This is a genomic window from Kocuria sp. cx-455 (assembly GCF_057707085.1).
In genome coordinates, this window is record NZ_JBYIPM010000007.1 from 200,534 (window position 1) to 214,751 (window position 14,218).

Annotated in this window: 11 protein-coding genes; 7 read left to right on the forward strand and 4 right to left on the reverse strand. The window is 65.1% G+C overall.

Annotation, left to right across the window (positions count from 1 at the left end):
• The first annotated feature begins 15 nt into the window (after positions 1-15).
• Complete coding sequence (locus AC3ENJ_RS11835) at positions 16-1,056, forward strand: Lrp/AsnC family transcriptional regulator (protein ID WP_431814206.1); 1,041 nt, start codon at positions 16-18, stop codon at positions 1,054-1,056.
• On the opposite strand, the gene AC3ENJ_RS11840 is transcribed toward AC3ENJ_RS11835, so the two are convergent.
• From AC3ENJ_RS11840 to AC3ENJ_RS11850, 3 genes are all read right to left on the reverse strand, one after another.
• Positions 1,049-2,680: an amidohydrolase gene (locus tag AC3ENJ_RS11840; protein ID WP_431814207.1), complete on the reverse strand. Its 1,632-nt coding sequence runs from the start codon at positions 2,678-2,680 to the stop codon at positions 1,049-1,051. The two genes, AC3ENJ_RS11835 and AC3ENJ_RS11840, sit on opposite strands and share 8 nt — an antisense overlap.
• Positions 2,681-2,770: 90 nt before the next feature.
• Positions 2,771-4,417: a thiamine pyrophosphate-dependent enzyme gene (locus tag AC3ENJ_RS11845; protein ID WP_431814208.1), complete on the reverse strand. Its 1,647-nt coding sequence runs from the start codon at positions 4,415-4,417 to the stop codon at positions 2,771-2,773.
• Positions 4,418-4,513: 96 nt separating this feature from the next.
• Positions 4,514-6,190, reverse strand: a complete 1,677-nt coding sequence (locus AC3ENJ_RS11850) for an amidohydrolase (RefSeq protein ID WP_431814209.1) — start codon at positions 6,188-6,190, stop codon at positions 4,514-4,516.
• Positions 6,191-6,341: 151 nt separating this feature from the next.
• On the opposite strand from AC3ENJ_RS11850, the gene AC3ENJ_RS11855 reads away from it, so the two are divergent.
• The 4 genes from AC3ENJ_RS11855 to AC3ENJ_RS11870 are packed head-to-tail and all read left to right on the forward strand — an operon-like array spanning position 6,342 to position 10,608.
• Complete coding sequence (locus AC3ENJ_RS11855; protein WP_431814210.1) at positions 6,342-7,829, forward strand: amino acid permease; 1,488 nt, start codon at positions 6,342-6,344, stop codon at positions 7,827-7,829.
• 43 nt (positions 7,830-7,872) lie between these two features.
• Entirely contained in the window at positions 7,873-8,208 is a 336-nt protein-coding gene (locus AC3ENJ_RS11860) for a rhodanese-like domain-containing protein (RefSeq protein ID WP_190781928.1), read from the forward strand.
• The gene (pheA, locus tag AC3ENJ_RS11865) at positions 8,205-9,224 is read left to right on the forward strand and encodes a prephenate dehydratase (protein WP_190781927.1); all 1,020 of its coding nucleotides are present in this window, start codon (positions 8,205-8,207) and stop codon (positions 9,222-9,224) included. The genes AC3ENJ_RS11860 and pheA overlap by 4 nt, the downstream gene beginning before the upstream one ends.
• Positions 9,214-10,608, forward strand: coding sequence for a GntP family permease (locus AC3ENJ_RS11870; protein WP_431814211.1), 1,395 nt, complete (start codon positions 9,214-9,216; stop codon positions 10,606-10,608). Before pheA ends, AC3ENJ_RS11870 begins: the two co-directional genes overlap by 11 nt.
• A 121-nt stretch (positions 10,609-10,729) precedes the next feature.
• On the opposite strand, the gene AC3ENJ_RS11875 is transcribed toward AC3ENJ_RS11870, so the two are convergent.
• Positions 10,730-11,722, reverse strand: a complete 993-nt coding sequence (locus AC3ENJ_RS11875; protein ID WP_190781925.1) for a diacylglycerol/lipid kinase family protein — start codon at positions 11,720-11,722, stop codon at positions 10,730-10,732.
• A 126-nt stretch (positions 11,723-11,848) separates the two neighbouring features.
• Between AC3ENJ_RS11875 and serS the strand changes: the two genes are divergently transcribed.
• Positions 11,849-13,153: a serine--tRNA ligase gene (gene serS / locus AC3ENJ_RS11880; RefSeq protein ID WP_431814212.1), complete on the forward strand. Its 1,305-nt coding sequence runs from the start codon at positions 11,849-11,851 to the stop codon at positions 13,151-13,153.
• A gap of 81 nt (positions 13,154-13,234) precedes the next feature.
• Positions 13,235-14,146: an HAD family hydrolase gene (locus AC3ENJ_RS11885; protein WP_190781923.1), complete on the forward strand. Its 912-nt coding sequence runs from the start codon at positions 13,235-13,237 to the stop codon at positions 14,144-14,146.
• Positions 14,147-14,218: the final 72 nt, after the last annotated feature.

Below are 14,218 nucleotides of genomic sequence, written 5' to 3' on the forward strand. Positions count from 1 at the left end.
CACGGAGGGAGATCCATGTCAAGCAACGGCCAGGCCAAGGCTGAGCTGTCCGATCAGGACCTGGAGCTCATCAGCTTGCTGCAGTGGGCCCCCAGAATCACGTGGGGTGAAGCCGCCGAGATCTTGGACGCCCACCCCACCACTCTGGCCGGGCGGTGGGAGAAACTGCGCAGCTCCGGGGCGGCCTGGATCACGGCTCAGGTCAATCTCAACGACCCCAGGAATCTCCTGTCCTTTCAGGAGGTCTCGTGTGGCACCCAGCAGTGGGAACGTGTCGTGAGAGAACTCGTGGCCATGCCCGAGGTACTTTCCGTGGATGCTTTCGGTCGCGAGCCGGATCTCGGTCTCACAGTGGTCAGTCGGGATCTGCAATCGCTGTCACGCATCACCGAGGAAAAAATCTCCCGGGTCCAGGGTGTCGTGAAGATCCACAACATGATCTCCACCAAACTTCACCGCGCCGGTGACGAGTGGCGCTTGAACAGGCTCAGCGACGAGCAGCGACGGGCGGCGCAGGCGTGGGCGAGGGCCGAACGGGAATCGTTGCCGGTCAGTAGTACGCCGCTCAGCGAGGATCACCGCCCCGTGATCGAGGCACTCATGCTCGACGGTCGCGCAAGTGCGGCCGAGATCGCCCGCACCACGGGACTGCACCCGGCCACCGCCCGCCGTTACCTGCACAAGGTCCTGGCCTCGCAGTTGTTGTCCATTCGTTGCGACCTGATCCAGCGGTTCTCCGGGATGCCCATCACAGCCCAATGGTTCGCCCGCCTGGACGCGAACCAGCACGAGGCCGCCGCGGAGGCTCTCAACCGGGATCCGCGCACTCGCGTCGTCACGTCCATCACCGGGCGCGCCAACCTCATGGTGGTCATGTGGCTTCGTTCCGTGGGGGATATTCTGGAGGCCGAACGGGCCATCCAGTCCGCGGTCCCGGGCATGGACATTCAGGAAACGGTGGTCTCGCTGCGGCCCATCAAACGCATGGGCTGGGTTCTGGATACCGAGGGCCACGTGGGTCAGAAATTCATCTCACCCCGGTTGCACCTCAGTTGACCCCGCGCCGGTAGCGGACCCGGGCGCCCACAACGGTGGCTTGGACCACGGTGTCCTTGACCGCGCGGTCGTCCTCGGAGAACACGTCCCGATCCACCACCACGAAGTCCGCGAGCATACCCGGCGCCAAGCAGCCCTTGCGGTTCTCCTCATAGGAGGCGCGCGCCACGGCGTGGGTGTAGTAGTACACGGCCTCCGGCCGGGACACGGTTTCCTGCGGCTGCCAGCCGTCCACCGCATCTCCGTGGCGGGAGCGCGTAATGGCCGCGTGGATGCCCTGGAACGGATTGGGATCCTCGACCGGCGCGTCCGAACCGAAGACAAGTTCGGCGCCGGCGGCTCGCAGACTGTTCCAGCCGTAGGCGACCAGATCACGATCCGCCAGGAAGTCATTCAGGGGAAGGTCCGCGGTGCAGTGCATGGGCTGCATGGACGCGGTAACACCCAGCTGACGGAACCGCGGGACATCACTGCGCTTGATGTACTGGGCGTGCTCGATTCGCTGACGCAACCCGAACACCCGCGACGTGGCCTGGTGGGCCTCAAAGGCGTCCAACACCTCGGTGGCGGCCTGGTCACCGATCGCATGCACCGCGGTGGCAATGCCGGCGCTCGCTGCCAGGTGAATCCAATGATCCAATTCGTCCCGGGTGGTCACGGCCATGCCATGATCCGCCGTGCCCGGCCAAGGATCCGACATGTGGCACGTGTGTGAACCCAGAGCGCCGTCCGCGAAGAGCTTGAGCGGGCCCATGGAAATCCATTCGTCTCCCGAGGCAGTGCGGACGCCGCGGTCGATGAAGTCCAGGATCTGTTCCTGGCGCAAGATTTTGTGAACGCGAATATCGAGCTCACCGCGCTCGCGGAGCTTTTGATAGGCGGAGAGGCAATCGGCGCCGTCGATGTCGTGAATAGAGGTGATACCTCTCTTGAGCAACTCACGCTGGCCCGCGGGAAGGTAATCATCGATGTTGCCGGAGACATCCGACTGCATCAGACCGTCACGAATGGGGATGCCCGCGGCTTCACGAATGATGCCGGTCAGCTCCCCGTGTTCGTCGCGCTCGTAGGTGCCGCCGTCCGGGTCCTTGACGTTGCGGTCCAGCCCCAGGGTCTCGAGGGCCCTGGAGTTGAGCCATAACGTGTGCCAATCCAGCGACCCCAGAGCCATGGGGATATCCGGACAGATGCTGTCCAAACTGTGCTTGTCCGGGAACACCGGGACGTCCCAGCCATTGGCGTTCCACTGGCCGCCGAAGATCCACGTCTTCGACTTGTCCTGGCGGGCCCGATCCACGAACGGTTTCAGCAGCTCCAACGCATCCCGCAGCGATGCGCAGGCCCGCATGTCCGGTTCCGTGATGGACCGCGAGTAAATGGCGGAATGAATGTGTCCGTCGCCCATCCCCGGCAGTACGTATCGACCCTCGAGGTCGATGCGCTCCGTACCCATGGGCGCCCTGTCCTTGAGGTCCCGATAAGCGCCCACGGCCACGATGCGGTCCTCGGAGGTGAGGATGGCATCCGGGTGGGGCATGTCGCGGGTGAGCCACGTGGCCCGGGGCGTCCACCCCGTGGCCGGGTTCATGGCGTGGACCGTGGCGTTGTGGAACAAACGAAACATCCGTGGAACTCCTGGAGACGAACCGTTACGTGGCGGGCAAAGGTCGATGTCCGATCCTAGCGGAGCTGGGCTCGGGCACACCGTGCGGGCTCAGACGCCCGGCATGACCTTGGAACGGTCGACCACCACGTGCACCACGGCGGGGACGCGGTCCTCCTGTACGGCCGTCATGGCTTCACCGATGACTCGCTCGATGTCGCCGTTGTTGTCCAGGCGGGCACCGTACCCGCCGTAACCCTCAGCCAGGACGCCGAAGTCGGGGTTCTCCAGCTGCGTGCCGGAGATCCGGCCCGGGTAACGAGCCTCCTGATGGGACCGGATGGTACCGAACTGAGAGTTGTCCATGACCAGGATCAAGGGGTGCGCACCGAATTGCTTGGCCGTGGCCAGCTCCTGGCTGTTCATGAGGAATTCGCCGTCGCCGGCGATCGAGAAGACAAAGCGGTCCTTGTCCGCAAGCGACAGCGCCACGGCCGCGGGAACCGAGTAGCCCATCGTGCCGTTGCGCACGGAGAACTGGGACGGATAGAAGGAGTTCGGGAAGTACCGGTGCCCCCACGCCGTGTGGTTACCCGAACCGAACGTCATTTGGGCGTCCTCGGGCATGCGCTTGAGGACCTCTGCCATGACCAGGGTCATGTCGGCGGTGCCCTCCGCGTTGGTGCCGGTGTTGCCGGGGATGCGGCAGATCTGATGGTGAGCGGTCACCGCGGGGTCACGCCATGAGGCCCAGTCCGGGTGCTCGCCCAGATCGAGGTCCGCCACGGCTCGGCCGAAGGCCACGGGGGATGCCAGGATCTGGCGGGTGACCGCACCGGAGTGCTGACGCAGCGAAGCGTCGATGTTGACGATCCAGTTGATGGCATCCGGTTCCTGGCGGACGGTGAAACCGTCGGTGGGGATGTCGGAGAGGGTGCCGCCCACGAGAACCAACAGGTCGGCGTCTTTCAGGACGGCCACCGATTCCTCGGTGCGACGGTACCCGAGCTCGCCCGCGTTGACGGGGGAGTTGCCCGGGATACGGTCCGCGGCGCGCCAATCGGAGATCACCGGAATACCGTTCCTCTCGGCAAATGCGGTGACCTGCTGGGAGGCCACGCCACTCCAGCGGGGGCCGCCGAGCAACAAGGCGGGGCGCTCAGCGGTGGAAAAAGCGTGCGTGAGGTCGGCCAGTTCCTGATCGCTCACGGAACCCTCGGTCACGGGGATGGGCGACACCACCGGACGGTCCACCAGCTCGGTGATGACGTCCTCGGGAAGGCCTACCACCACGGGCCCGGGACGGCCCGACGTCGCGGCGAAGAACGCCTCCGCAACGACCTCGGAAGCACGCTCGGCCTCGTCGAGCACGAACACGCGCTTGGTCTGGGTACCGAACCACGCGTACGGGTCCACATCCTGAAACGCTTCCTTCATGCGGTGGCCCACCGGGATCAACCCCACGAACAGCACCAGGGGAGTGGAGTCCTGCCACGCAAGGTGGATTCCCACGAAGGCATTGGACGCGCCGGGCCCGCGGGTCACCATGGCGACGCCCGGCAGGCCGGTGGCCTTGCCCACGGCCTCCGCCATGTACAGGGCGCCGCCCTCCTGACGGCACACCACGTTCTCGATCCCTGAGTCGTACAGGCCGTCGAGCACGTCCAAGTAGCTTTCACCGGGCACGGAGAACACACGTTCCACACCGTGGTGCTTGAGCGAGTCGACAATGAGATGGCCGGCTGACTGTTCGGTCATTACTACCTCCTGGTGTGGGCCCGGACTCGTCGAGGTCCGGAAGAGCGGTGACTGGATTCAACGAGCGTTAGCGCTCGCAACGGGGGTGCCGATCCGTTACAGGTCTCCGTACATGATGTCGCCACCCACCACCGTGGCCGTGACCTGCACGTCCTTGATGGTCTGCGGGTCGATGGCGTAGATGTCATCGGATAGCACCACGAAGTCCGCGAGTTTGCCCGCGCTCAGCGCGCCCTTCACCTGGTCCTGGTGGGACGCGTAGGCGCTGCCCACGGTGTATGCGTGCACTGCTTGGTCCACCGTGATGCACTCTTCCGGCACGAACTGGGCGCCGGACGCGGTGCGGCGGTTGACCATGTCGTGAATGTTGTACAGCGGCGGGTAATCCACCACCGGCGCGTCCGTGGAAGCCGGAGTCACCATGCCCGCCTCGAGGAGGGACTTCATGCGGTAGCACAGGCGGGTGCGCTTCGCACCGAGTGCCTTGGCCATGCCGTCGCCGAGTTCATTGACAAAGCGACCCTGGGGCACCGGAACCACACCCAACCGTGCGGAGCGGGCCACCTGCTCGTCACTGGCCACACCGAAATGCTCGATGCGGTGGCGGGCGTCCTCGCGGGGGAACTCGTTGTGTGCTTTTTCGAAGATGTCCAGCACCACGTCCACGGCGCCGTCGCCGATGGCGTGCACGGCCAATTGCCAACCGTTCTTGTGCGCGGCCATCAGACGGCCCTCCAGCCACTCCCGGGGGAATTGCAGCAGCCCGACGTTGTCCACCCCGTTCTCCGCGTCCGCGGCGTAACCCTCGGTCATGAAGGCCGAACGGCCGATCAGGGAACCGTCCGAGAGCACTTTGACCGCGCCGATCCGGAACCAGTCATCGCCCAGGCCCGAGCGGATGCCCAGATCCAGGCCGAAGGGTTGCTCCTCTTCGGGTAAGTCGTTGGCCACGTCCTGCCCGCTGGGGTCAATGGGGTGCAGCGTAGTGAGGTAGGGCATCACGGTGGCGCGCACACGTAGCCGCCCCTGGTCCCTGGCCAGTTGATACGCGGCAATGTCCGTGAAGGACTGCCCGAGGTTCGCGGGTGAACCCAGACCGGGCTCGGTGACGGAGGTGATGCCGGCGGCCAGAGCGGCGTCGCACGCGGCCGCGATCTGGTCCGCCACGACGTCGGTGGTCTTGACCGGGAGGGCCTCCTGGACCAGACCGCGAGCGGTTTCCGACAACAGGCCCTGGGCGGCGCCGTCTTCATCGAGGGGCACCTCACCACCAACGGGAACCGTGAAACCCCGGCGACCGGGGTACCCGGCGCGCTCGAACGCCGCAGTGTTCACCACGGCCATGTGTCGCGAGTTGTGCCACAGCCACACCGGGTTCTCCGGGCTGGCCTCATCCAGTGCGGCCGCTGTGGGGTGCACACCGTCCAGGTAGTTCTGGTCATAACCCTGACCCATGACCCATTCGCCGGGCTCGGCACCGGCGGCTGCGTCACGCACTGCGCCGATCAGATCGTCCATGGTGGAGATCGCGGACGGGCGGAGATCCAGCTGAACCAGGGACTCGCCCAGAAAGCTCAGGTGGCAGTGGGCATCGTTGAAACCGGGGACCACGGCGGCACCCTTCAGATCCACCACGCGGTCGAAAAGATCGGGGGAAAGCTGATCGTCCAGGCTCACGACTTTTCCCTGGTGCACTCCCAGGCTGTGCGCCAGGGGATGATCCGGATCCTGAGTGTAGATTGTGCCGTTGGTGAAGATCACGTCCAGAGCCATGAAGTCTCTTACCGTCCTTTTCTCGTGCCGGCCGTGAACGGCGGCGGGGTCGTTCCATCGTCCCCCGCCGGAGACCACCTGTCACTTGCCCGCCCTGTATTGCCCCCGCTGGGCGCAATATGACGCATCATCCCACGAACAGGAGAAGCTCATGGCCTTCGATCCGACGGAGCCCGCCACGGGGCCCATGCCAACGTATGAAGACCGCGGTGACGAGGGGTACAAGAAGTCACTGGGGCACTTCCAAATCCAAATGATCGCCATTGGCGGCGCCATTGGCGTGGGGCTGTTCCTCGGCATCGGGCAGCGTCTGGCGACCGCCGGCCCCGCCTTGGTGCTGTCCTACCTGGTCGTTTCCGTGGTCGTGTACCTGCTGATGCGCGCGCTGGGTGAAATGGTCATTTACCGCCCGACCACCGGCGCGTGGGTCTCCTACGCGCGCGAGTTCGTGTCCAACCGGTTCGCGTACATGACCGGCTGGAGCTACGTGGTGCTGTCCGCGGTGGCCGGCGTGGGTGAGATCGCAGCGCTCGCCGTGTACGTCCAGTTCTGGTGGCCGGAGATCCCCGGGTGGATCCCATCATTGGTGGCGGCGCTCGTGATAGTCGGCTGTAATCTCCTCAGCGTGAAGCTGTACGGCTTCATCGAGACCTGGGCCGCCATGATCAAGGTGCTCGCCATCCTGCTGTTCCTGGTGGCGGGCATCATTCTGGTGGTGGCCGGCGACATCTTCAACGCCCCCACCGCGGCCTCCGTGGCCAACCTGTGGTCGGAGGGCTTCGCGCCCGGCGGTGCACTCGCCCTGGTGATCGTGATGTCCGGCGTGGTCTTCTCCTTCTCCGCGATTGAAATCGTGGGTGTCTCCGCCGGTGAGGCCAAGGACCCCGAGCGCTCCATGCCGCGAGCCATCAACTCCGTGGTACTGCGACTTGCGCTGTTCTACATCGGCTCCATCCTGGTGCTGTCCATGCTGTTGCCCACGGAGCAGTACTCCGGCAACGAGTCGCCCTTTGTGACCGCCCTCGGGTCGCTGAACATTCCCGCGCTCGCCGGTGTCATGAACTTCGTGGTCCTCACCGCAGCCATCTCCGGTGTGAACGCGACCCTCTACGCGTGCGTCCGGCTGCTCCGCAACCTGGCCGCCCACAGCCAAGCGCCCCGCGTCACGGCCACCGTGTCCAAACGCGGCGTACCGTCCGGCGCGCTCATCTGCCTGTTGGGCTTCTACCTGCTGGGCATTGTCCTGATTTACGCATTGGGGGCCGCATCCGCGTTCGAGGTGGTGTTGAGCGCGTGCGCCGTGTTCATCCTGTTCGGCTGGATCTCCATCTTCGTCTCCCACCTGGGCTACCGCCGCAAGGTGGCCCGCGGGGAGGCGCACGCGGTCACGTTCCGGATGCCCGGCGCCCCGGTCACCAACTACCTCTGCCTGGCGTTCCTGATCGCTGTGACGCTGTACATCATGTTCGACTTCAGTAACCCGCATTGGTACTACAGCCTGCTCGCGGGCGTGGCGCTCGTGGTGGGCACGACCATTGGATACGGCGTGTCCGAACGTCACGTGGCCAAGAAAGGCCTGCCCGACCTGGGCCCGGCCGCAACACACGACGAAGAGCCGCTGGACCAGCAGCAGCGTTAAGGTGGTAGTGGACCGAAATTCCATTTCTGAATCCGGAGGAACCATGGACAACGTGAACAATTTGCCGTCCGCGTCCGTTGACGACATCCCCGAGGGCGCACCCGTCCTGGACGTGCGCGAGCAGGACGAATGGGATGCCGGGCACATCCGCGGCGCCCAGCACCTGCCGCTGTCCCAACTGGCCGAGCGCACCGGTGAAGTGCCGGTGGACGAGGATGTCTACGTGATCTGCCGCTCCGGTGGTCGTTCGCTGAAGGCCACGGCCTACCTCGCGCAGTACGGGTTCGATCCCGTCAACGTGCTGGGAGGTATGGGTGCGTGGGCGGATGCCGAGAAGCCCCTGGTTTCCGAAAACGGCGAAACTCCCCGCGTCCTGTGAACGCGGCACATTCCGGCGTGGCCTCGGGTCCCACTGCGGATTCGGGGCCACACCCGCGTCGGTTCGCTTTCCTGGGCCCGGAGGGCACTTTTACCGAAGCGGCGCTGATGCAGGTCCCCGGCGCGCGAGAGTCCGAACGGATTCCCATGGCGTCCGTTCCGTCCGCTCTAGCGGCCGTTCGTGAGGGTGTCGTGGACGCCGCGGTGGTACCCATCGAGAATTCGGTCGAGGGTGGCGTGACGGCCACACTCGACGACGTCGCGTCGGGCTCCGAGCTGCGCATCCTCCAGGAGATTTTGGTTCCCATCCAGTTCACGCTGGTGGCGCCGGGTGAGCGGCCGCTGGGTCAGATTCGATCCATTTCCACTCATAGCCACGCGTGGGCCCAGATCCGCGGGTGGGTCGAACAAAATATTCCCGGTGTTGAATATGTTGCGGCATCCTCCACGGCGGCCTCCGCGGTGGCCTTCCTGGACGGTCACGGCGGCACCCGTTCCGAGGGTGTCGGCTACGACGCCGCGGTATGTTCGCCCGTGGTGGTCGATCGGCACCCCGAACTCACCGTTCTGGCCGACAACATTGGCGACAACCGCAATGCCGTGACCCGTTTCATCGTGGCGGCCAGCCCCGACGCCACCATCCCCAAACCCACCGGCGCGGATAAGACGTCCGTGGTGATTCCACTGTGGCAGGATCGTGCCGGAGCGCTCATGGAGATCCTTGAGCAGTTCGCCACTCGCGGGGTGAACCTGTCCCGGATTGAATCCCGGCCCACCGGAAGCCACCTGGGCGACTACTTCTTCAGCGTGGACGTCGACGGTCATATCCATGATGCCCGTGTGGCAGACGCATTGATGGGCGTGCGGCGCATGTGCCCGCGCACTCGTTTCCTGGGATCTTATCCGCGAGCGGATCAGCGAGTCATCGAGGTTTCCAAACAGCACTCGGATGCCGCATTTGTTCAGGCCCGTTCCTGGGTCGACCACCTGAGAGGACAATTACCCCGTGGAAATTGAAGGCTGGAGTCAAACCCTCACAGCGGGCCCATTGCTGTTGATCGCGGCCGCGGCAATCGCCGTGTTGTTGGTGCTCATTATCAAACTGCGAGTTCACGCGTTCCTCGCACTCATTGTCATTTCCGCGCTGACCGCTTTCGCCACGGGCATTCCCACCGGTGAAGTCGTTCCGGTGCTGCTTTACGGCTTTGGCAACACCCTGGCCAGCGTGGCGCTGCTCGTGGGTCTGGGCGCGATGCTCGGCCGTTTGCTCGAAACCTCCGGGGGTGCTCAGGTGCTCGCCGACAGGCTCATCGGAATCTTCGGTGAAAAGCGCGCCCCGCTCGCCCTGGGTGTGGCGTCCTTGCTGTTCGGCTTCCCGATCTTCTTCGATGCCGGCCTGGTGGTCATGCTCCCGGTCGTCTTCTCCGTGGCACGCCGCCTGGGTGGAAGCGTGTTGACCTACGCGCTGCCGGCCGTGGGCGCGTTTTCCGTGATGCACGTGTTCCTGCCGCCCCACCCGGGTCCGGTGACCGCCGCCACCTTCTTCGAAGCGAACGTCGGGTACATCATCCTGGTCGGCCTGGTGTGTGCCATCCCGTCCTGGTACCTCTCGTCCTACCTGTTCGGCAAGTTCACGGGGCGCAGGATCAACCTCCCGGTACCCAGCATTCTGGGCGAGGCCGAGAACGTGAAGAACCCGCCGGCGGTCGGCCTGGTCGTGACCCTTCTGTTGCTGCCCATGCTGTTGATCTTCCTCAACACCGGCTTGGGTACCCTGGCCAACTCCGGCGCGGTGTCGGAAGAGGCCGCGGGTCAGGGCTGGTACGAGTTACTGCGTGCCCTGGGTGAGACCCCCATTGCGCTGACGATCACTCTCATCATTGCTGCTCTGACCATTGGCAAGGTTCGCGGCATGAGCGGATCGGCCATTGAGAAGACCTTCGAATCGGCGCTCGGGCCGGTCTGCTCGGTCATCCTGATCACCGGCGCCGGCGGCATGTTCGGCGGGGTGCTACGTACCTCGGGCATCGGCGACGCACTGGAGAATGTGCTGTCCGACGTGGGTATCCCCGTGATCCTGGCCGGCTTCATCATTGCCGCCGTCATGCGCGTGGCACAGGGCTCGGCCACCGTGGCGCTGACCACCGCGGCCGGCCTGGTGGCTCCCGCGGTGCTCGCCGGCGACTACAACGCCGTGCAGCTGGCCGCCGTGGTGGTTGCCGTGGCCGCGGGTTCCGTGGTGCTGTCCCACGTGAACGATTCCGGCTTCTGGCTGGTGGGTCGCTTCCTGGAAATGGACGTCAAGACCACGTTCGCGACCTGGACGGTCCTGGAAACCATCATCGGTGTGGTGGGCTTCACGATCGCCGCCGTGATCTTCGGCCTGGCCGGTGCCGCCTAGCCTCCGAGTCCACTGCTGACGACGCCGCCGCGTCCCCTCATTTTCCGGCCCCGGTGCGGGTGCCAGAAGCGGGGAATGTGGCGGCGTCTTTCGCGGCGCTCGGATCGCGGGAGCGTAAGCGTCAGATCTTGTCCGGATCCGCGGCGTCGATGACGGGGACCTCGGGTTCATCCAAGTCCGCCATGGACGGGGCCACGCGCACCCGCACGGAGCCGGGGAACACCTCGGACTCGAAGGCCGTGATCTTGCCCAGCGTGTCGCCATCGATTTGGGATTCCGTGGCGTCCCAGAATTCCACGCGCACGTGCTTGCCGCGATGGAAGTCGATGACGGGTAGGTCGTGGGTGTGGCGCAGAAGGACCTTGGCGGCCATCCGGCCCCAACCGAGCATGCTGCGGGGGCTCATGACCACCAGGTCCAGAACACCGTCGTCCAATTTGGCATCCGGAACCAGGACCATGCCACCGGTGAGCTCACCGCAGTTGCACACCATCACCGAGCGGGCGCGCGTGGATTCCCATTCGCCGCCGTCCACCCGGAAGCGGGCCCAACCGGGGCGGTTGAAGAGGTGGCGGGCACCGGCCTCGCCGTAAGCAACCCAGCCGACCATGTCCTTGAGGTCGTCCTTGGTGTCCGCCATGATCTGGGCGTCGAAACCGCCGCCGCCCATGACCAGGAAACGGTTCTTGTCCGTGGTGCCGTCCTCGCGTTCCACGTTGAAGGACACCGTGTCAATGGATTTCTCGGAACCGAACAGGGCCACGTCCACGCAATGGCGCGGATCGGCCAGATTCGCGCCCAAATTGCGGGCCAGCAGGTTCCCGGTGCCCAGGGGAACGAGCCCCAGGGCGGTGTCGGTCCCGGCCAGCGTTTCGGCCACGGCGCGCACCGTGCCGTCGCCGCCGGCGGCAATGACCACATCTGCGTCGTCCTCGATGGCGCGCCGGGCCATGGAGTATCCGGAGTCGTCTTCCTCCGTGAGGTAGAACTCGGGATCGGACCAGCCTCCCTTGCGGCACGCCAGGATCACGGCGTCGCGGGCTTCATCGGCTTGGAGCTTGATCGGGTTGAGCACCACAGCAACTCGCTGCGGCACCAGAGAATTGGTGCGCACGGAAGTCTTTCTCGGTAGGAACAACACTCACCTGTTTACTGGGGCAGTCTACGGTCGCCGGCTTGGCGTGAGCCACGTGCGGCGGCGGGTTCCGCGTTGGTCTGCCCCGTTCGCTACCCTGGAACGGTGATCGATATCAATGAGCTACGCGCCCACCCCGACCTGTTCCGTGCTTCCCAGAACGCCCGTGAGGCGGACGAGAGCCTGGTGGATCGAATTCTTGACGCGGACGCCCAGCGCCGCACGGCCATCACGGAGTTCGAAAACCTCCGCGCGGAGCAGAATGCGTTCGGCAAGAAGGTCGCCAAGGCGCAGGGCGAGGAAAAGCAGCAATTGCTCACCCAGGTCAAGCAGCTCGCGGCGGAGGTGAAGGCCACCCAGGCCACCGCCGACGCCGCTCAGCAGACTCAGCAGGCACTGCTCGCTCAGCTGCCCAATCTGGTGGAAGAGGGTGTACCTTCCGGGGGCGAGGAAGACTTCACGGTGCTGCGCACCGAGGGCACGCCGCGAGATTTCGGAGCCGAGGGTTTCGAGCCCAGGGACCATGTGGAAATCGCCGAACTGCTCGACGGGATCGACATGGAGCGCGGGGCCAAGGTCTCCGGGTCCCGGTTCTACTTCCTCAAGCGGGATATCGCTCGCCTGGAGAACGCGCTGCTGCTCGCGGCCCAGGACCTGGCGCTGGACAACGGTTTCATTCCCATGACCACGCCCAACCTGGTGCGTCCGGAGGTCATGAGCGGCACCGGCTTCGACGTGGAACACGATGACGAGATCTACCGTGTGGAAAAGGACGACCTGTACCTGGTCGGCACCTCCGAGGTGGCCCTGGCCGGCTATCACATGGACGAGATCCTGGATCTCTCGGACGGTCCGCTGCGCTATGCCGGGTGGTCCTCGTGCTACCGCCGCGAAGCCGGTTCAGGCGGAAAGGACACCCGAGGCATCATCCGCGTGCACCAGTTCAACAAACTGGAAATGTTCGTCTACTGCACCCAGGATCAGGCCGCCGCAGAGCATGAGCGGCTGTTGGCCTGGGAAGAGCACATGCTGCAGGCATGCGGGCTCAGCTACCGTGTGATCGACACCGCCGCCGGTGACCTGGGCACCTCCGCGGCCCGTAAGTTCGACTGCGAGGCCTGGGTTCCCACTCAGGGCCGCTACCGTGAGCTGACCTCCACGTCCAACTGCACCACCTACCAGGCCCGCCGCCTGAACATTCGTGAGCGGCTGCCGGAAACCACGGGTGCTGACGGTAAACCCAGGAAGGCCGGTACACGCGCCGTGGCCACCCTGAACGGCACGTTGGCGACCACGCGCTGGATCGTCGCGATCCTCGAGACGCACCAACAGCGGGACGGATCCGTGGTGATCCCTGACATTCTGCGGCCCTACATGCGCGGTCAGGACGTGATGCGCCCGGTGAACTAGGGCGCCGGGGAGTTCATGCGCCCTTAACCGTGTGGTCTGCGTCGTGTCATCGGATGCTGGTGGTGTGACACCATGACTGTTATGACTCAAACACAGGCCGGCATCGATGACCGGCAGCAAGAACAACTGAAATCAGCGGCGGATACGCTTCCCCCCACCAAGGTTCAACCCGTACGCGTGGGCTCGTGGACCAAGGAGAAGGGGGTCAAATACCTCGTCGCCCTGGATGTCGACGGCACCCTGGTGGACCACGACGGCAAAATGTCACGCGCCGTGAAGGACACCGCCCGCGCGGTGGTCGCGGCGGGTCACCACGTGGTGATCTCGACCGGCCGTTCCATGGGGGCGACACTTCCCGTGATCCGCCAGGTGCACATGGAGTCCGGGTTCGCCGTGTGCTCCAACGGTGGCATCACGCTGCGGCTGGATCCGCAGCTCGAGAACCACTACGAAGTGGTGGATCGCGTGAGCTTCGACCCCTCGTCCGCGCTGGGGGCCCTGGCGAACAAACTGCCCGGCGCCAAGTTCGCACTCGAGGGTACGGACGGACGGTTCTACTCGACCGAACGGTTCCAGGACTCGTCCTTCGGCATTGAAGCCATTGGCGTGGATCTGAAGACGCTGGCCGAAACACCCGCGGTGCGCCTGGTTGTTTACAGCGCCAATGACACCCCAGAGGAGTTCGCCAAGGTGATCGATGAGGCCGGTCTGCACGGAGTGACCTACTCCGTGGGATGGTCCTCGTGGTTGGACGTGGCGGCCAACGGGGTGTCCAAGGCCAGCGCCCTGGAGCAGATCCGGCGTCAGCTGAACGTGGACCCCGCTCATACGATTGCCATGGGCGACGGCCGCAACGACATTGAAATGCTCGATTGGGCGGCCCGAGGCGTGGCCATGGGCCAGGCCCCGGACGAGGTGGCCAAGGTGTGCCACGAGGTCACCACCACCGTGTATGAGGACGGGGCCGCCCGCATCCTGCGGACCCTGCTCTAGAGTCGGACACCGCTCCCGGCCGCGGTGCCGCCGCATAAAACGCGCGCGCGAACTGCGATACTGAGAACGTGT